An 18,595-nucleotide genomic window follows, 5' to 3' on the forward strand; every position below is an offset into this window, starting at 1 on the left:
GCTGACTGGCCTCTACCGCTCGTTTTCGGTGTCCTCCGTGATCTCCGAGACGGCCGGACGGGTGCCGTGGTACGAACTTTTATCTCCGCACCGACGGACCCTCGGGGTATGACGGTCAATCTGTCCGACGAGGAGCGCACACTCCGCGACCGCACGCGGGCGTTCGGGGAGGAGCACGTGAAGCCGGTCGCGATGGACCACGTCGAGTCCGGCGAGTGGCCCTGGGAGGTCTACCGGAAGGCCGCCGACGAGGGACTCATCGGCCTGCCCTTCGAGGAGGAGTACGGCGGCCAGGACGCCTCGCTCGTCGAGCAGTGTCTCGTGGCACAGGAGTTCTGCCGCGCGGACTCCTCGGTCGGCATCGCCCTCCACGGCTCGATGACGGGCTGTCACGCCATGTCCGCGCTGGGCACCCACGAGCAGAAAGAACGCTGGCTCGAACCGGTCACCCGCGGCGAGATGACGACGGCCATCGGTCTGACCGAACCCGACTCCGGGTCGGCGCTGGCCGAGACGACGACGACGGCCGAGAAAGACGGCGACGAGTACGTCATCAACGGCCAGAAAGACTGGATCGCAAACGGCGTCAGCGGTGACTGGGTCGCGACGCTCTGTCGCACCGACCCGAACCCGGAGAAACCCCACCGCGGGCTGAGCCTGATCGTCGTCCCGACGGACGCCGACGGCTACGAGGCCGAAGAGCGGGAGAAGCTCGGACTGGACGCCGCCGAACACGCCCGCATGACCTACGACGACGTGCGCGTCCCCCAGGAGAACCTGCTCGGCGAGGAGGAGGGCAAGGGGTTCTACCACGCGCTCGACTGGCTCGAACACGGCCGGGTCGACATCGCCGCCGCCCACCTCGGGATGGCCGAGGGGGCCTTCGACCGCGCGCTGGCCAGGGCCAAGGACCGCGAACAGGGCGGGCAGCGCATCGGCGACTACCAGGGGATGCGCTGGAAACTGGCGGACATGCGAAAGCAGATCGAGGTGGCCAACTCGCAGGTCTACCGCGCGGCGCGGGCCATCGACGAGTCCGAGGCCGGCGGCGAGGTCGAGGAGAGCCTGATCGAGCAGGCCAGCATCGCCAAGCTCTACGCCACGGAGATCGCCTGCGACGTCGCCGAGGAGGCCGTCCAGATCTTCGGCGGGGCCGGCTACGGCACCGACGAGGTGGTCGAACACTTCTACCGCGACGTGAAGGCCGGCACCATCTACGAGGGTACGAGCGAGATCCAGCGCAACACGATCGGGAAGGTGCTCTTCGATGAGCTCTGAGATCGACTTCGGCGTCATGCTGTCGACGTTCGGGGATCACGCCACCCCGGAGGCGTTCCGCCGGGTCGCCACGACCGCCGAGGACGCCGGCTTCGACTCCGTGTGGGCGGGCGACCACATCTCGTTCCCGGCGGAGATCCCCGACGAGTACCCCTTCTCGCCCAGCGGCGAGTCGCCCTTCCACGTCACGCAGGACACCTACGACGTCTTCGGCGTCCTCTCGCACCTGGCGGGGGTCACCGACTCCGTCGACCTGGGGACCAACACCTGCATCGTCCCCTACCGCCACCCGGTCGTCCTGGCTCGCAACGCCCTGACCGTCGAGGCGCTGTCCGACGGCCGCTTCGACTTCGGCGTCGCACCGGGCTGGATGGAGACGGAGTTCGAGGTGCTCGACGTCCCCTTCGAGGAGCGAGGCAGCCGGACCGACGAGTTCCTCGAGATCTTCACCCGCGCCTGTGAGGAGGGGCAACTCTCCTTCGACGGCCCCCACCACTCCTTCCAGGAGACCGGCTTCTACCCGACGCCCGAGGACGACGGGCCGACCATCTGGCTGGGCGGGAAATCGGGCGCGTCCTTCCGGCGGACGGCCCAGTTCGGCGACGGCTGGACCATCTTCTGGGACCGACCCGACGACATCGCCAAAGGGAGAGAACGGCTCATGAACGCCTGGACCGACTTCGAGCGCGAGGGCGAGCCCGAAGTGGCGGTCATCCGAGCCACCGAAGTCGGCCAGGACACAGAGCGCGACTCGGAGAAACCGCTGGTGGGCGAGCCAGCGGAGATCGCCGCCGACGTCGAGGAGTACGTCGACGCCGGAACCACCCGGATCGTGATCGACTTCTACACGACCGACATCGACGAACAGGTCGAACAGGTCGAGCGGTTCGCCGACGGCGTCGTCGACGCCTTCTGAGCGGGCGAACGTCCGATTCGCCGGGCGTCGACTCCCGAACCTGTTCGGCCCCGTGGTACGCCCGGCAATTTTTGCGTTTCCCGTCGAATTTCCGGGCGAGAAGGGCTCTCCACCGTGTAGTTGCAGTGGTGCATACCTTTAAATCGGTTATGAGCCTATGATGGCGCATGTCATCCCATAGACGCAGAGACGTGCTGAAGGGCGCCGGCGTTGTCGGTGTTGGAGCGATGACCAGTCTGGCAGGGTGTAGCGGGAATCAGGGCAACGGCGGCGGCGGTGGCGACACGATCAGCGTCGGGCACCTCGCCGCGCTGTCCGGACCGTTCGCGACGATCGGTGAGCCGTCACGGGACGGGGCCGACCTCGCGGCGAAGCAGATCAACGAGTCCGACAGCGACATCGAGATCGAGATGACCCACGCCGACACGCAGAGTTCACCGGAGACGGGCGTCACGCGGGCCCGGGAACTCGTCCAGCAGGAGGACATCGACGTCCTGATGGGCTTCGGGAGCAGTTCGGTGGCCAAGGCCGTCTCCGAGTTCGCCAACACGCAGGACACCCTCATGGTGGCGACCATCGCGCAGACGCCGGACATCACCACGGGCGACTGCAACCGGGTCACCTTCCGGACGGCGTCGAACCTGGACCAGCTGACGACCGCGCTGGCCCAGACGACGAACGAGTTGTCCGACGGGACGACCGTGGCCGGCATCCTGCCGGACTACACGTTCGGCAAGCAGACCTGGGAGGTCTACCGGTCGGCGATGGAGGATTCGGGCGCCGAGATCGTCAACGAGACGTTCCCGGCCTTCGGGAAGGGCGACTACCAGAACGAGATCCAGGAGACGCTCAACGCAGAGCCGGACATCGTCTACACGTCGATGTGGGCCGGCGACCTGATCACGTTCATCCAGCAGGCCGACGGGTTCGACTTCTTCGAACAGATCCCCGACTTCGTCGCGGGCAGCGGGGCCATCACTGACGTCTCGATCAGCATGGGCGCGGACATGAAGGAGATGATCTCCGTCGACCGGTACTTCTTCCAGTATCCCGACACCCAACTGAACAAAGACTTCGTGCAGGCCTGGCGCGACGAGTACGACGAGCTCCCGGTCAACGTCGGCCAGGAGACCTACGCCGGCGTCTACGGCGTCCTCGAGGCCGCGAACGAAAGCGGCGGGACGAGCACCGACGACCTCGTCAGCGGGCTGGAGGGACTCGAGTGGGACGCCCCCGAGGGGACCAAGAAGATGCGCGCCGCCGATCACCAGGTCATCGACGACAGCATCTGGACGGGCCGCGTCGGTCCGGTCGACGATCTGGACTTCTACGGCTTCACCGAGATGGTTCCCGTCGACGGCCAGAGCGTTACGCCCGAACCGAACTGCGACCTCTGATCCCGGCGACCGCCGCCGACGGCACCAACCACCCTATTTCAGTATGAAACCGACACCATGGTAGCCCTCGATAGTATCGCATTGGCAATCATCAGCGGCATCGCCAACGGGATGTTGCTGTTTCTGGCGGCCGTCGGCCTGACGCTCATCTTCGGCGTCCTCGACGTGTTGAACTTCGCGCACGGGTCGCTGTACATGCTCGGGGCGTACTTCACGTACTTCCTGGTGAGTGCGAACGGCGTCCTCGCCGGGATTCCCGGCGCCTTCTGGCTCGCCCTGCTCATCGCACCGATGCTGGTCGCGCTGGTCGGCGTCGTGATGGAGCGGTTCGTCATCCGGCCGGTGTACGACCAGGACCACGAGTTCCAGTTGCTGCTCACCTTCGGGCTCGTTCTGATCATCGACAACGGGGCGCGCATCCTCTGGGGCACGAACTTCCGCTCCGTGAACCCCCCGGAACTGCTGCGCTTCCAGATCGAACTGTTCGGCAGCGGCTACCCGTTCTACAACATCTTCCTCATCATCGTGGGCGCGATCGCGGCGCTCGTGATGTGGCTGGTGTTCGAGCGCACCCGCGTCGGGAAGATCGTCCGCGCGTCCTCGCAGGACCGCGGGATCGCGAACGCGCTGGGCGTGAACGTGCCCCTCGTGTTCACCGGCACCTTCCTCGTCGGGAGCCTGCTCGCAGGCCTCGGCGGCGCGCTCGCGGCGCCGTACCAGTCGATCCAGCCGACCCTCGGTGAGAGCATCATCATCGAGTCGTTCATCATCGTCGTGATCGGCGGCCTGGGCTCCTTTAGCGGGGCGTTCGTCGGGGCGCTACTGATCGGCGTCGTCAACTCGCTGGCCTTCCTCTATCTCCCCTCGCTGCAGCCGATCATCCCGTTCGTCCTCGTCGCGATCGTCCTGCTGACGAGGCCCGCGGGCCTGTTCGGGAAGGAGGTGGCCGCATGAACGCACTCGACCGCCTCACCGACTCGCGCACCGCCTCGATCGGCCTGGTCGCCGGGCTGGTCATGCTCGTGCTTCCCTTCACCGGGCTCCTCTCCGAGTTCTACCTCGGCCTCGTCATCTCGGCGATGGTCCTGGCGCTGTTCGCGATGAGCTTCAACCTGCTCTTTGGCTACACCGGGATGCTGTCCTTCGGTCACGCCGCGTACTTCGGGACTGGTGCATACGTGCTCGCGCTGGCGCTCGACGGCGAACTGGGCTTCATACCGGGCGTCTTCGAGTCGTTCGTGCCGGCGCTGGTGCTCGCCGTCCTCGCGTCGGGCGTCGTGGCACTCGTGATCGGGTTCCTCTGCGTCCAGCGGGGCGACATCTACTTCGCCATCCTGACGCTGGCGCTGAGTATGATGCTCTACGAGACGGTGTTCACCTGGAACGACGTCACCGGCGGCTCCGACGGACTCACGGTCCTGGTCGCACCGATCGAACTCGCCGGGTTCTCCGTCAACCTGGTCGACACCGGGACGTTCTACTTCCTGACGCTGGCCCTGCTGGCCGGCTCCATCGTCCTGCTCTGGCGGCTGGTCAACTCGCCGTACGGCGAGTTGCTCCTCTCGATCCGCGAGAACCCCGAACGCGCGACGATGATCGGTATTCCGGTCAAGCGCTACCAGCTGTCGTCCTTCGTCATCGCGGGGCTCTTCGCCGGCCTCGCGGGAACCCTGTTCGCCGTGCGGACGTTCATCGTGACGCCACACACCCTGCACTGGTCGATGAGCGCCGAACCGGTGATGATGACGCTGCTGGGCGGCCCCAGCGCGTTCGTCGGCCCGATCATCGGCGCGGTGATGTTCGTCGGCCTCGAACAGGCGCTCTCGAACATCACCGAACACTGGCAGTTCGGGCTCGGACTGCTGATCGTCCCCATCGTCCTCTTCTTCCCCAACGGCCTCGTCGGGATCCTGCGGGGCGACAGCGGTGGGACCGTCAGCGTCCGTGAGTCCATCGCCGGACTGCTGGGGCGGGAGTCCCCGACCACGGAGGAGGATGCCCATGAGTGAGCCACTGCTCGAACTCGACGGTCTGACGAAACGCTTCGGTGAACTGACCGCGGTCGACGACGTGACCCGGTCGGTCGACGCCGACGACCTGACGGCCCTGATCGGGCCGAACGGCGCCGGCAAGACCACCATGTACAACCTCATGACCGGGACCCTCTCGCCGACGAGCGGCACGGTCCGGTTCATGGGCGAGGACGTGACCGGCCTCGAACCGCACGAGCGCGTCCAGCGCGGCCTGGGCCGCTCCTACCAGGTGACGAACGTCTTCGAGGGGCTGAGCGTCCGTCGCAACATCCGCGCGCCGATCATCGCGCGGTCGAACCAGCGCTGGAACCTGCTCGGGTCCACCACCGAGGAGATCGAGTCCGAGACCGACCGGGTGCTCGACCTGGTCGGCCTGGGCGACATCGAGAACGCAGAGTGCGCGGCGCTGTCCTATGGGGACAAGCGCCGCGTCGAGATCGGCGTCGCGCTGGCGACCGATCCCAACCTCATCCTGCTCGACGAGCCGACGGCGGGGATGAACCCCACCGAGACCGAGAAGATGGTCGAGCTGATCGAGGAGCTCAACGAGGAGACGAACCGATCCTTCTTCATGACCGAACACGACATCGACATCATCTTCTCGATCGCGACGCGGATCCTCGTCCTCGACCGCGGCGCGATCATCGCTGACGGCACCCCGGAGGACATCCGGCAGAACGAGCGCGTGCAGAGCGCCTACCTCGGAGGTGAAGCATGAGCATCCTCACTGTCGACGACATCCACACGTACTACGGGCAGAGCCACGTGCTCCACGGCGTCTCGCTCGACGTCGCGGAGGGCGAGAGCGTCGCCCTGCTCGGCCGGAACGGCGCCGGCAAGACCACCACGCTGCGGAGCATCATCGGGATGACCCCGCCCCGCGAGGGGCGCATCGAGTTCAAGGGCGAACGGGTCGACGGCATGGAGCCGTACCAGATCGCCCGCCGCGGCATCGGGCTGGTGCCCGAGGAGCGCCGCGTGTTTCCCGAACTCTCCGTCGACGACAACATCGAGGTCGTGATGGCCAAAGGGGGCGAGTGGGACCGCGAGCGCGTCTACGACGTGTTCCCGGCGCTACGGGAGCACCGAACGCAACTCGCCGGCCAGCTCAGCGGTGGCCAGCAGCAGATGCTCACCATCGCCCGCGCACTGGTGACCGACCCCGATCTCCTCCTGCTGGACGAACCCAGCGAGGGGCTGGCGCCGAACATCGTCGCCGACCTGAAGTCGCTGCTCGAGGACGTGCTCGACACCGGGATCACGGTGCTGTTGACCGAACAGAACACGGAGTTCGCCTTCGACCTGGCCGAGCGAGCCTACATCCTCAGCAAGGGCGAGGTCACGTGGGAAGGCGACGTCGAGACGCTGCAGGAGAGCGAGGACGTCATCAGCAAGTACCTCTCGGTCGCGGCCGTCGGCGTCGACGACTAGCTACTCGCCGGCCTGGATCCCGTGCCGCAGCGGCTCGGGAACCAGTTCCTTTTTGAGCACTTTGCCGCCGGGATTCTTCGGCAGGTCGTCGACGATCCGGAACACCTCCGGGATCTTGTAGTCGGCGAGGCGCGTCCGGGCGTGCTCGACCAGTTCCTCCTCGGTGAGGCGTTCGCCCGGCTTCGGGACGACCGCGGCCAGCACCCGCTCGCCCAGCACTTCGTCGGGGAAGCCCGTCACGGAGCACTCGAGGACTTTCTCGTGGCCCGTCAGCACCTCCTCGACGTCGAGGACGTAGATGTTCTCGCCGCCGCGGACGATCTTGTCTCTACTTCTGCCCTTGAGGGAGACGAACCCGTCGGGGTCGATCGTCGCGAGGTCGCCCGTGTAGTGCCAGCCGTCGGCGAAGGCCTCGGCGGTCGCCTCGGGGCGGTTGCGGTAGCCGTCGACGACGATGGGGCCGCGGATGGCCAGTTCGCCCACCTCGTCGGGGCCCAGCGGTTCGCGCTCGTCGTCGACGACGGCGAGTTCTATCGGCGGCGCCGGGAGGCCGATCGTCGAGGCGTAGTCGTCGGAGTACTCGTCGGGGCACATGGTGACGAGGCCGGCGGTGGTCTCGGTCGTCCCGTAGGCGTCACAGAGGGCGGCCTCGGGGAAAAAGTCGCGGAGCCGGCGGACGTTCTCCTCGGGCATCGGCGCGCCGCCGTAGGCGGCGGTCTGCAGCGAGGAGAGGTCGTACTCGCCGGGTTCGGTCCGCTTCATCGCGAGAACATAGGTCGTCGGCACTGTGAGCGTGAACTCGATGTCCTGGGTCTCGACGGTCGACAGGAAGGTCTCCGGGCCCGCGCCGTCGAGGACGACGGTGGTCCCGGTGGCCGCGAGGGTGTGCAACACGTTCGAGACGAGTCCGGCCCCGTGGAACAGGGGGACCAGCACGAGCGTCCGCAGGCCCTCGCTGGTGTCGAAGGAGACGTGGTAGTTGATCGCCCCGTTGACGAGGTTCCGGTGGGAGACGAGACACCCCTTGGGCTGGCCGGTCGTCCCGGACGTGTACATGATCGTGCAGGTCTCGCCCTCGTCGGGGTCGGCCCGCGGCGGGTCGGCGCCCGTCTCGAACAGCGACTCGTAGGACTGGCCGGGGCCGTCGGCCGGCGCGTCGACGACGTAGTACGACGACGGATCGGGGTCGTAGTCGGCGTCGTCGACGTTCTCGGCCAGCTCGCGCTCGGTGATCAGGACCGCCGGGTCCGCGTCCGCGAGCAGCGGCGAGAGCTCCCGCGAGGAGACGCGGGTGTTGATCGGCGCGACCGTCGCGCCGAGGCGGGCGCAGGCGAAGAACGTCTCGACGAACGCGGGGCGATTGCTCAGCAGCGCGCTCACGATGTCCCCCTCGCCGACGCCGTCGGCGGCGAGGCCGGCGGCGAGTCGGTCGACGCGGTCGTCGAACTCGCGGTAGGTGTCGGTGCGGTCGTACTCCGGGTAGACGAACGCCTCGCGGTCGGGGGCGCGGTCGAGCGCCGCGTCGAACAGCGCCGGGACGTTCGCCGGCCGGTCGGGGTAGGCGAGGGCCCCGTCGGCCTCGCGTTCGAGGCCGAAGGCGTCGGGGTCGTGGTGGACGATGCCGTCGGTCCAGCTGATGGTGCTGGTGTCGTATCCCTGTTTCATGGTTCGCTCTAAATCGCGTGTGCCGCCTGCATAACGGTTACTCCGCCTCGGGTGGCAGCGCCTCGAGGGTGGACTCGAACATCTCGTCGGTCGCCCCCTGCGGGAAGGAGATCAGGGCGGTGTCGACGACGCCGTCGATCAGGTCGCCGACCCGCTCGCGGGCGTGCTCGGGGGTGCCGGCGATGCCGAGCGCGTCCTGCAGTTCCGGGGTGACGGCCTCGGCCGCGCCGGCCTTGTCGCCGCCGCGCCAGGCGTCCTGGATGGCTTCGGCCGTCTCGGGGAAGCCGTGGTCGGCGACGACGCCGTTGTAGTAGTCGGTCGACCCGACGTAGTAGGCGACGTGTCGGGCGAGGATCTCGCGGGCCTCGTCGGGGTCGTCGCTGACCGCCGTCGGGACCGACGCCGAGACGTGGAGGTCGCGGTCGGTGTTCGCCCGGTCGCGCGCCTCGTCGATGGCGTCCTCGATCGCCGGCAGCGGCATGAGGTGGGGGAGGAGGCCGTCGGCGTAGTCGATCGTCATGGCGATGTTGGTGGTGCCGAGCGCCGCGTTGAGGACGGGCACCTCCTGGCCGTCGGCGTGGTTGAGGGCGAACCCGCTCAGGTCGAAGATCTCGCCGTCGTAGTCGATGCGCTCGCCCGAGAGCGCCAGGTCGAGGATCTCGATGGTCTCGCGGATGCGGCGCAGCGGCCGCTCGAACTCCTGGCCGTGGTAGTTCTCGACGACCAGGGGTGTGCTCGACCCGATGCCGAGCAGGAACTGGCCGTCGGTGGCCTCGTGGAGCGAGAGGGCGTTGCCCGCCAGCGCCATCGGACTGCGCGAGAAGGCGTTGGCGATGCAGGTCCCGAGGGCGCAGTCGGTCCGCTCGGCGATGCGGGCGAGCAGCGGGAAGGGGCCGTACCCCCAGCCCTCGCCGACCCAGACGGAGTCGAAGCCGCTGTCTTCGGCCTCGGCGGCGTAGTCGACGAGCCAGTCGCCCGCCTTGTCGGCGTATTCAGGCAGCACGATACCCGTGCGTGGATAGTCGAAGGTTGTGTCCGTTGTCATTGGTCAGTCCTGGACCGCCTCGCGGAGGTCCTGTCGCGAGATCTTCCCGCTGTTTGTCTGTGGCAGTTCGTCGCGGAACTCGTACCGGCGCGGGCGCTTGAAGTCCTCGATGGCCGACGACGACTGGAAGTACTCGTCCAGAACGTCCGCGTCGAGGTCGCCGTCGCTCGGGACGACGAACGCGGTGACGACCTGGCCCCACTCGGCGTCGGGGGCCCCGACGACCGCGCCGGTCTGCACGTCGGGGTGTTCGTGGAGGACGTCCTCGACCTCGGCGGGGTAGATGTTCTCCCCGCCGCTGATGATCATGTTGTCCTTCCGGTCGACGAAGTAGAGGAACCCCTCCTCGCCGCGACGGCCGAGGTCGCCGGTCCGGTACCAGCCGTCGACGATGGCCGCCTCGGTCTTTTCGGGGTCCTTGTAGTAGTCGATCATGCAGGTGGGCGTCTTGGCCAGTATCTCCCCTTCCTCGCCCTGCGGGACGACGTTCGTCGGCTGTGGGTCCTCGGGATCGACGAGGCGGACCTCGGCGTTTGGCACCGCGCGGCCGATGCTCCCCAGGTGGTCGTCGTGGTACTCGGGGTGGAGGAAGGCCGCGAAGATGATCTCGGTCGAGCCGTAGGCGTTGACGAAGTCGACGTCGGGGAACTGCTCGCGACAGCGGGTGACGACCTCGTCGGGCATCGCAGAGCCGGAGTACTGGATCATCCGCACGCCGTCCGTGTCCCGGTCGTCGATGCTCCCCTCGGAGAGGATCTCGTTGAAGTGGGTCGGGACGCCCCAGATCGCGGTCACGCCCTCGTCTTCGACGTAGTCGAGGGTGACGCTCGGGTCGAAGTCCCGCTGGATCACGTTCGTCGCGCCGACGTGCAGTGCCGGCATGAAGTTCGCCAGCAGCGGGCCGATGTGGTAGAGCGGGCCCAGCGCGACGCTGGTGTCGCTCGGGCGGAGCCGGTTGTAGGGGACGCTCATCAGGTCCGCGTCGACGACGTTGCGGTGGGTGTGGCGGACGCCCTTCGGGTCGCCCGTGGTCCCGGAGGTGTACAGCAGCAGCGCCGGGTCGTCCTCGTCGACGGCGATGCAGGGGGTGGTGGCCGACCCGTTCGTCAGCGACTCGTAGGCCCGTCCCTCGGGGAGCGAGACGTCCCCGACTTCGATCTGGATCGGCGGGAGGGCGTCGGCTGACAGCTCCGCAACGGTGTCCTCGCAGGACTCGTCGACGGCGATCCCGTCCGCCTCGGAGTGGTCGAGGACGTAGTCCAGTCTGTCGGGTGGGGCGCGGTAGCTGACCGGCGTCACGACCAGTCCGATCTCCAGGCCGGCGAACAGCAACACCAGCAGTTCGACCGAGTCCTTCACCATCACGGCGACGTGATCGCCCGGCTCGAAGCCGGCGCCTAGCAGGCCGTTCGCCGTCCGCGTGACGCGCTCGTCCCACGCGGCGAACGTCACCTCCTCGTCGGCCGCGGGATCGACCAGCCCGACGGCGTCGGGCCGGCTCGCTGCGGCCTGTGTGAGGAGATCCCTCACTGTCGGATGCGACATGTGAGCGGAGTTCGGCGGCTCTCCCTATAGTCCTTGTCGCTACGGAACGATCCGGTTTGCGGCGTGGGGGACCCTTAAGGGGGCCGCATCCGTGGTAGTGGTGAGGACGCACGGAAACCATGATGACACACTTCACGCTCGAGGACCGCCATCGCGAGCAACGCGAGGCGGTCCGGGCGTTCTGCGAGGCCGAGGTCGAACCGCACGTCGAGGAGTACGAGCGCAACGGCGAATTCCCCCGCGAGATCGTCGAGGCCGTCGGCGACGCCGGCTTCCACGGCGTCCCCTACCCCGAGGAGTACGGTGGCGCCGGGAAGGACTACCGCTCCTTTGCCATCACCATCGAGGAACTGGCTCGCAGCTGGAAGCTGCTGGCCGGCACCGTCTCGGGTGCGAGCTGCCTGGTCGGCTACCCCATCGCCGAGTTCGGCGACGAGTGGCAGAAAGACGACTGGCTCCGCGGGCTGGCGACCGGCCAGCAGGTCGGCGCGCTCTCGATGACCGAGCCCGAGGCCGGCAGCGACGCCGCGAGCATGACCACGACGGCGGAGAAAGACGGCGACGAGTACGTCATCGACGGCCACAAGGTCTGGACCACCAACGGCGCCGTCGCCGACCTCGTGGTCGTGGCCGCCCGGACCGGCGACACCGGGACCCACGACGACATCAGCCTCATCGGCATCCCGAACCCCAACGACCGCGACGGGTTCGACGTGGTCCGGGACATCCCCTGCATGGAGGGCGAGGCCGCCGTCGAGAGCGAAATCGAGTACGACGGACTCAGAGTGCCGGCGGAGAACCTGATCGGCGAGGAGGGCAAGGGCTTCCGGTACATCATGGAGGGGCTGGACATCGGCCGGATCGGCACGGGCGCACAGGGCGTCGGCGTCGCCCAGGCCGCCTTCGAGGCGAGCCGCGACTTCGCCGACGAGCGCGAGCAGTTCGGCGAGCCCATCCGGGCGAACCAGGGCGTCTCGTTCAAGGTCGCCGACATGGCGATGGAAGTCGAATCCGCCCGCATGCTGACGCTGCACGCCGCCAACGAGCGCGACCGCGGCCAGCGCGTCACCAAGGAGGCCGCCATGGCCAAGACGAAGGCGACGGACGTCGCGATGGACGCCGCCGTCGAGGCCGTCCAGGTCCACGGCTCCCGCGGGTACTCGAAGGACTACCCCGTCGAGCGCTACATGCGCGTCGCGAAGGGCATGCAGATCTACGAGGGGACCAACGAGGTCAACCGCATCGTCATCAGCAACTCGCTGTACGACTAAGCCACCGCCCCGCTCCCCGTTCTCGCCAGCCGATCGCCGATTCCCGACCCCGCTCGACCGTCCCCCAGTCGTCACCCCACCGATCTGTCACCGGGCGAACCCGATCTGGCGTGACATATCCGTAGAAACTCGCCGGCGATTTTCGCAAACCAAAGGGCCGCCGCGAGCGCGCGACTGAAATAACACACTTAGTCCGTTATTTGATGGCAGGGCTGTTTTGGTCTGGCAAGGTTTGCCAGGAGCATCACAAAAGACCGTGTGAGATGCGGGTCGCTCTGGGGTCGGCTCCGGGTGGAAGAAGGTGAAAAACGGAATCCGGCGGTTACTGTCCGGTGAACTCGGGGTCGCGGTTCTCGAGGAAGGCGCTGACGCCCTCGCTCTGGTCTTCGGTGTCGAACAGCGCGGCGATCAGGTCGACCTCGGTCCGGCGGCCCTCGTCGAGGCCCTCGCGACTCGATGCCAGCACGGCCTCCTTGGCGTACTGGAGCGCGATGGGGCTCTTCTCGGCCATCTGGCCGGCCAGTTCTTCGGCCTTCTCGTAGAGGTCGTCGTCGGGGACGACGTGGTCGGCCAGGCCGATCTCGTCGGCCTCGGCGGCGTCGATGACGCGGCCGGTGAGCACCAGGTCCATCGTCATGCCCTCGCCGACGAGGCGGCGGAGGCGCTGGGTGCCGCCGCCACCGGGGATGATGCCGAGGTTGATCTCGGGCTGGCCGAACTTCGCGCTCTCGGCGGCGACCCGGACGTCGCAGGCCATCGCCATCTCGCAGCCGCCACCGAGGGCGAACCCGTTGATGGCGGCGATGACGGGGAGCGGGAACCGCTCGACGTCCTCGTAGATGGCGGGGATCGAGAGGACCTCGCGCTGCTCGTGGACCGAGCGGCCCTCGAAGTCGTCGATGTTGGCGCCGGAGACGAAGGACTTCTCGCCGGCGCCGGTCAGGATCACGGCGCGGGCGTCGGTGTCCTCCCGGACGTGGCCGAGCGCGGCACGGAGGTCCTCCTTGACCTGCTGGGTCAGGGAGTTGCGCTTCTCGCGGCGGTCGATGGTGACGGTCGCGACGCGGTCCGCGACGGACACGTCGATCGTCTCGAGCGTCTCAGGGTCTGCGGGTGGGTACGTAGTCATTCGTCGTCCTCCCAGTTGTAGAAGCCCTGCCCGGTCTTAACACCCAGGTCGCCGGCACGCACCATCTGCCGGACGATCGTCGGGGGCTTGAACGCGTCGCGGCCGAGTTCGTCGGCGAGCGCCTCGCCGATCTCCATCCGGACGTCCCAGCCGTTGTAGTCGCCGAGTTCCAGCGGGCCCATCGGGAAGTTGTACCCGAGTTTCATCCCCGTGTCGATGTCCTCGGCGGAGGCGACGCCCTGCTCGACCATCCGGGCGGCCTCCATCCCGAGGATGACGCCCAGCCGGGAGGTGGCGAAGCCCGGGAAGTCGTCGACGAGGATGCTCGTCCGGCCCAGGCCCTCCGCCAGTTCCTCGGCGCGTGCGACGGTCTCGTCGTCGGTGTGGTGGCCGGTGATGAGTTCGAGCAGCTCCATCTTCACCGGCGGGTTGAAGAAGTGGGTCCCGATGACGCGTTCGGGCGACTCCGTCGCGCTCGCGATCTCGGTGACGGGCAGCGACGAGGTGTTCGACCCCAGCACCGTGTCGGGGCCCGCGTGCTCGTCGAGTTCCTCGAACACGCTCTTTTTCAGGTCGGCCTTCTCCGGGACGGCCTCGATGACGAACGTCGGCTCGTCGGTCACCGTCTCGATGTCGGTCGTCCCCGAGACGTGCGCGAAGGTGGCCTCCGCGTCGTCGATGATGTCCCGGTCCTCGGCCTCGGCCAGGTCCTCGCGAATGCGGTTCAGGCCCTCGTCGACGAGGTCCTGTTCGATGTCACGGATGATCACGTCGTAGCCGTTCTGGGCCGCCAGCTGGGCGATCCCGCTGCCCATGGTCCCGGCTCCGATGACGCCGATTGCTTGTTCTGCCATACAGAGAGTGGCTGCCGGCCGGGCAATAGAGCTTTCCCCGGCGGTATCGCGGCTGCCGATGGGGCAACCTATTTGACGGGCGGCCGCTAACATCTGCTTGGCATGAGTACGCATACTGCTGAGGAGCAACGCCAGTGCGACCTGTCGGCGGACGACCTCGCGGACCTCCCCCCGAGCGCGAAACTCGTTCTGCAGTCGCTCCAGCACACGGATGGAATGACGACGAGCCAGCTCGCCGAGGAGACGCAGTTCGCCGAGCGGACCGTCCGATACGCTCTCACACGTCTCGACGAGATCGGCGTCATCGAGTCCCAGTATCTCCTCTCGGACCCACAGACCTGCAAGTACCTGTTGACGACGGACGCGCCCCAGTCCGGCGAGCGACTCGACTGACAGTGGCCCGGAACACGCACGCGCCACACCGTCGCGGAGACGCAGGACCGACCGCGGGGCCACGCTGACGATGGCCGACTTCTCTCATCTCGACGGCCTCGTCGGCGAGACCCGGCGCACAGTGGAGGGCCTCGAAGTCGAGGCCGGCAAAGTCGCGGAGTTCGCCACCGCCCTCCGGGACGACAACCCGATCCACCACGACCCGGCGGCCGCGACCGAGCAGGGGTTCGACGCCGTCCCCGCGCCGCTGACCTTCACCCGGACCTCGTACTTCCCGCGCTACCGACCCGAGGGGATCTCCGGGATCCAGGGGTTCGACCTCGGCTTCGACGAACAGTACACCGTACACGGCGAGCAGGCCTACGAGTACGAGCGCCCGCTGGTGGTCGGTGACGTCCTGACCGGCGACACGACGGTCCTCGACGCCTTCGAGCGCGACGGGCAGCGCGGCGGGACGATGACCTTCGCGATCCTCGAGACCGTCTTCCGCGACGCGGACGACGAGCCGGTCGTCACCGCGCAGTCGACGGTGATCGAGACCGGCGGCGCCATCGACGACGGCGAGGACGGAGACGGCGAGGAGACCACGTGCGCCGACGCGGAAGCCGACGCGGACGGGGAGGCCCCCATCCCGAACGGCGACGGAATCCAGGCGGGCGATCGGGGCGAGCCCCGCCCGACGGCGGCGGACGTGGCCGTCGGCGACCCCGCCCCGCCGGTGGTCGTCGAGGACCTCGAACGGAAGGACTTCGTGAAGTACGCGGGCGCCAGCGGCGACTTCACGCCCATCCACTACGACGAACCCTTCGTCCGGGAGGCGGGCCACGATTCGGTCTTCGCACAGGGGATGCTCACGGCGGGCTACGCGGCGCGCGCGGTCGCGGACTGGTTCGGGCTCGAAAACGTCACGCAGTTTTCGACGCGGTTCCGGTCCCAGCTGTTCCCCGGCGAGAGCGTCGTCGTCACGGGCGAGATCGACGAGGTTTCGCCCACTGACGAGGGTGCGACCGTCCACGCCACCGTGGAGGCGACCACCCGGGACGGGACGGTCCTCCTCACCGGGCAGGCCGAAGCGACCGTCCCGGCCGAGTGAGGAGACGCTTCCCGCGAACTGAGGAGACGATTCCTGCGAACCGAGGCGACGCGCGACGGATGGCGCTTTTGCTGCTGTTTACGGCTGGCCGGCGACGGGTTCGGCCAGCGCGATCTCGCGATAGAGGCCGTCTTCGTCCGGGAGCGCCCACTGGCGAGTGATCAGGTCGGCCGCCTCGAGCGCGGCGATCGCTCGCCGCAGCGTTCGCTCGGCCAGGCGGGTCCGGTCGCGGAGTTGCGCGACGGTGAGCGCGTCCGGGGCCGCTCGTTCGACCACCAGGTAGGTGAGTTTCGCGCTGGGAGTCAGGTCGCGCAACCGCTCGGGCGGGTCGCTGTCGCTTCCGGCGGCCGGGCTATGACAGTGTGAGGCCATGCGTACCGTCTGGAACTTCCGAGCAACGGGAAAAGATCCTTTCGCGGGCGGCAACCCGACTCAGCGGATCGCGACCGGGTTCGCGGGCGCGCCGGTCGCCCCGACGATGCCGACCGGGCCGCTGACGAAGAAGAACTCGTAGCGTCCGTCCTCGGCACAGGCCGCCGCGAGGTCCTCGAGGCGCAGCAGTTCCGTGATCACGACGCCCAGGTCGCGCAGCAGCGCCGGGTGCAGGGGGATGAGCGTCCCCGTCTCCCGCGAGTGGGTCTGTTCGGCCGTGAGCGTGTCCGTCCCGTAGACGGCCACGTCGTGGTCGGCGAACCACTCGGCCGTCTCGTCGGTGTAGGTCGGCCCGGGTTCGTCGAGCGTGTCCGGATCGTCCGGTGGCGAGTACGCCTCGTAGAAGGCCTCGGGCCCCTCCTCGTAGAACAGCGACAGGGCGCCGGTCCGGACGAGCAGGATGTCCCCGGCTTCCAGTTCGACGCCCTGTTCGTCGGCACAGGCGTCGAGTTCCGCGGGCGTGATCACGTCGCCGCGGTCGAGCCGGTCGACGCCGCGGTGGCGCGCGACGTCCAGCAGGACGCCCCGGCCGACGATGCCGTGCTCGCCGAGGTGTTCGGCCCCGCAGCGATCGAGGCCGCCCACCGTCGTGTCGGCGTCGAAGCCGTTGTAGAGCTCGTCGTCGTACCAGCTGTGACCCAGGGCGTCGTGGTGGGTGGTGCCGTGGGTGAACATGTCGACGGCGTCGTCCGACGACTCCATGCCGGCGAAGGGCTCGCGGTCGGCCTCGCCCGCGTCGATGTGGCTCTTGTCCCGGATCATCCGGTGGTCGACGCCGGTTCGCGTCGGCCAGACCGGATCACCGTCGGGGGCGTTGATCGGGGTGCCGAGCGTGAAGGTCTCGCCGGACTCGACGGTTCGAACGCCGCGGAGGACGCGGCCGGCGTCGAGCATGTTGACGGCGCCGAGTTCGTCGTCGTCGCCCCACCGGCCCCAGTTGTCGGGGGCGTTCGCGAGGATCGATTCGATTCGAGGCGGTCCCATCCAGTTACTGTCCCGTGTTCGCGCCGATTTCCTCGAAGAAGCTCTCTGCGCTCGGGTGGAGCGGGATGTTCGGGTGCAGTTTGCTCGCCAGGAACGAGGCGTCCGACCACGCGCCCGCCATCGAGTGGTACTCGGTGAGGCTGTCGACGTTGTCCCACATGATGTTGAGGACCTCGCTGAGGACCTCCTCGTCCATCGACTCCCGGACGAAGGTCACGTAGACAGTCTCGGTCCACCACTCCTCGGTCCGGTCGCCGTAGTCGGGCCCCTCGATGTCCTCGGCCGGGTAGTGGGCCCCGGTGATGTTGGGATCCTCCTCGATGGCGGACGTGACCGAGTCCGGCCAGTGGACGAGCCGGGCGTCCTCGTTGATGCTGTACTGCTCCTGGACGTAGCTGGGCGTGAGACTCGCGTTGATTCGGATGTCGGAGACCACGTCGGCGCGGCCTTCCGAGAGCGCCGACGCCTCCTCGCCGTAGCCCAGCGCCAGCAGGTCCATGTCGTCCTCGCTGACCTCGGAATGGGAGAGGTGGGCCAGCATCACGTCGCGCATCGCCGTCCCGACGGGGTTGGGCGAGATGGCCGCGCCGGCCAGGTCGTTGACCGTCTCGATGTCAGAGTCGCCCTGGGTCGCGAGCCCGCCCAGGATGTCGTAGTAGTGGAACACCTGGTTGATGTTGCTCGAGAAGGAGTTCTCGGAGTAATCGCCCTCGTCGTTGGCGATCCGGGTCGCGTTGAGCGTGTCCGTGTACGCGATGTCGGCCTCCTCCTGGTCGAGCAGGCGCATGCTCTGTTTCGCGCCGTCGCCCGGCCGGGCCGAGATCTGGACGTTGTCGCTGTTCTCGTTGACGACTGCCGCCAGCCCCTGGGACATCTGGTAGGCCGCCGTGTCCTCCGTCGAAGTCATCATCGTCAGCGAGGTCCTGCCGCCGCCCCCGCCGCCGAGAGGCCCTGTACAGCCCGCCAGGGCCACCGTACCGATAGAGCCGATCGTACCGAGCGCTTTGCGTCGGTTCATACGTGGTGCCATAACCACACATATCGCCATCCGTACTAATATCTACCGCCGATACCAGTTAGCCATCGAACGTGTCAAATTCCAAATCGGCGCCGATAGCCCGTCTCTCCC

At 67.9% G+C, this 18,595-nt stretch carries 18 protein-coding genes; 10 read left to right on the forward strand and 8 right to left on the reverse strand.

Annotation, left to right across the window (positions count from 1 at the left end; genetic code table 11):
- Positions 1-108 precede the first annotated feature (108 nt).
- The 7 genes from U5918_RS07905 to U5918_RS07935 all read left to right on the forward strand — a co-directional run bounded on the left by U5918_RS07905 (position 109) and on the right by U5918_RS07935 (position 7,055).
- Positions 109-1,278: an acyl-CoA dehydrogenase family protein gene (locus tag U5918_RS07905; protein WP_336000715.1), complete on the forward strand. Its 1,170-nt coding sequence runs from the start codon at positions 109-111 to the stop codon at positions 1,276-1,278.
- Positions 1,268-2,194 carry a TIGR03619 family F420-dependent LLM class oxidoreductase gene (locus U5918_RS07910; protein ID WP_336000716.1) on the forward strand — a complete coding sequence of 309 codons (927 nt, stop codon included), beginning with the start codon at positions 1,268-1,270 and terminating at the stop codon, positions 2,192-2,194. Before U5918_RS07905 ends, U5918_RS07910 begins: the two co-directional genes overlap by 11 nt.
- A gap of 167 nt (positions 2,195-2,361) precedes the next feature.
- On the forward strand, positions 2,362-3,591 hold the full coding sequence (locus U5918_RS07915) for an ABC transporter substrate-binding protein (protein ID WP_336000717.1): 1,230 nt from the start codon (positions 2,362-2,364) through the stop codon (positions 3,589-3,591).
- An 81-nt stretch (positions 3,592-3,672) separates the two neighbouring features.
- Positions 3,673-4,545, forward strand: a complete 873-nt coding sequence (locus U5918_RS07920) for a branched-chain amino acid ABC transporter permease (protein WP_336000718.1) — start codon at positions 3,673-3,675, stop codon at positions 4,543-4,545.
- Entirely contained in the window at positions 4,542-5,600 is a 1,059-nt protein-coding gene (locus tag U5918_RS07925; RefSeq protein ID WP_336000719.1) for a branched-chain amino acid ABC transporter permease, read from the forward strand. Before U5918_RS07920 ends, U5918_RS07925 begins: the two co-directional genes overlap by 4 nt.
- Positions 5,593-6,342, forward strand: coding sequence for an ABC transporter ATP-binding protein (locus U5918_RS07930; RefSeq protein ID WP_336000720.1), 750 nt, complete (start codon positions 5,593-5,595; stop codon positions 6,340-6,342). Before U5918_RS07925 ends, U5918_RS07930 begins: the two co-directional genes overlap by 8 nt.
- Positions 6,339-7,055: an ABC transporter ATP-binding protein gene (locus tag U5918_RS07935; protein WP_336000721.1), complete on the forward strand. Its 717-nt coding sequence runs from the start codon at positions 6,339-6,341 to the stop codon at positions 7,053-7,055. Before U5918_RS07930 ends, U5918_RS07935 begins: the two co-directional genes overlap by 4 nt.
- On the opposite strand, the gene U5918_RS07940 is transcribed toward U5918_RS07935, so the two are convergent.
- From U5918_RS07940 to U5918_RS07950, 3 genes are read right to left on the reverse strand one after another with little or no spacing between them, the layout of a single operon-like run.
- Positions 7,056-8,720 (reverse strand): class I adenylate-forming enzyme family protein, encoded by a 1,665-nt coding sequence (locus U5918_RS07940; RefSeq protein WP_336000722.1) that lies wholly within the window; start codon positions 8,718-8,720, stop codon positions 7,056-7,058.
- Between the two features lie 37 nt (positions 8,721-8,757).
- Positions 8,758-9,765 carry an LLM class flavin-dependent oxidoreductase gene (locus U5918_RS07945; protein ID WP_336000723.1) on the reverse strand — a complete coding sequence of 336 codons (1,008 nt, stop codon included), beginning with the start codon at positions 9,763-9,765 and terminating at the stop codon, positions 8,758-8,760.
- Positions 9,766-9,768: 3 nt separating this feature from the next.
- Positions 9,769-11,310: a class I adenylate-forming enzyme family protein gene (locus tag U5918_RS07950; protein WP_336000724.1), complete on the reverse strand. Its 1,542-nt coding sequence runs from the start codon at positions 11,308-11,310 to the stop codon at positions 9,769-9,771.
- Positions 11,311-11,429: 119 nt separating this feature from the next.
- On the opposite strand from U5918_RS07950, the gene U5918_RS07955 reads away from it, so the two are divergent.
- Entirely contained in the window at positions 11,430-12,581 is a 1,152-nt protein-coding gene (locus U5918_RS07955; RefSeq protein WP_336000725.1) for an acyl-CoA dehydrogenase family protein, read from the forward strand.
- 322 nt (positions 12,582-12,903) lie between these two features.
- Here the strand turns inward: U5918_RS07955 and U5918_RS07960 are convergent, their stop codons facing one another.
- Entirely contained in the window at positions 12,904-13,710 is an 807-nt protein-coding gene (locus U5918_RS07960) for an enoyl-CoA hydratase/isomerase family protein (protein ID WP_336000726.1), read from the reverse strand.
- Positions 13,707-14,564, reverse strand: coding sequence for a 3-hydroxyacyl-CoA dehydrogenase family protein (locus tag U5918_RS07965; protein WP_336000727.1), 858 nt, complete (start codon positions 14,562-14,564; stop codon positions 13,707-13,709). The genes U5918_RS07960 and U5918_RS07965 overlap by 4 nt, the downstream gene beginning before the upstream one ends.
- A 102-nt stretch (positions 14,565-14,666) precedes the next feature.
- Here U5918_RS07965 and U5918_RS07970 point away from each other — a divergent pair, with 102 nt between their 5' ends.
- Positions 14,667-14,957 carry a winged helix-turn-helix domain-containing protein gene (locus U5918_RS07970; RefSeq protein WP_336000729.1) on the forward strand — a complete coding sequence of 97 codons (291 nt, stop codon included), beginning with the start codon at positions 14,667-14,669 and terminating at the stop codon, positions 14,955-14,957.
- Between the two features lie 70 nt (positions 14,958-15,027).
- Positions 15,028-16,050, forward strand: coding sequence for an FAS1-like dehydratase domain-containing protein (locus tag U5918_RS07975; RefSeq protein ID WP_336000730.1), 1,023 nt, complete (start codon positions 15,028-15,030; stop codon positions 16,048-16,050).
- A gap of 78 nt (positions 16,051-16,128) precedes the next feature.
- Here U5918_RS07975 and U5918_RS07980 read toward each other — a convergent pair whose 3' ends face one another.
- The 3 genes from U5918_RS07980 to U5918_RS07990 are packed head-to-tail and all read right to left on the reverse strand — an operon-like array spanning position 16,129 to position 18,514.
- Positions 16,129-16,422 carry a hypothetical protein gene (locus U5918_RS07980; RefSeq protein ID WP_336000731.1) on the reverse strand — a complete coding sequence of 98 codons (294 nt, stop codon included), beginning with the start codon at positions 16,420-16,422 and terminating at the stop codon, positions 16,129-16,131.
- A 60-nt stretch (positions 16,423-16,482) separates the two neighbouring features.
- Positions 16,483-17,466 (reverse strand): cyclase family protein, encoded by a 984-nt coding sequence (locus U5918_RS07985; RefSeq protein WP_336000733.1) that lies wholly within the window; start codon positions 17,464-17,466, stop codon positions 16,483-16,485.
- Positions 17,467-17,470: 4 nt separating this feature from the next.
- Positions 17,471-18,514, reverse strand: coding sequence for a TAXI family TRAP transporter solute-binding subunit (locus U5918_RS07990; RefSeq protein ID WP_336000735.1), 1,044 nt, complete (start codon positions 18,512-18,514; stop codon positions 17,471-17,473).
- Between the last annotated feature and the right edge of the window lie 81 nt (positions 18,515-18,595).

The organism is Halorientalis sp. LT38 (genome assembly GCF_037031225.1).
Taxonomy (GTDB): Archaea; Halobacteriota; Halobacteria; order Halobacteriales; family Haloarculaceae; genus Halorientalis; species Halorientalis halophila.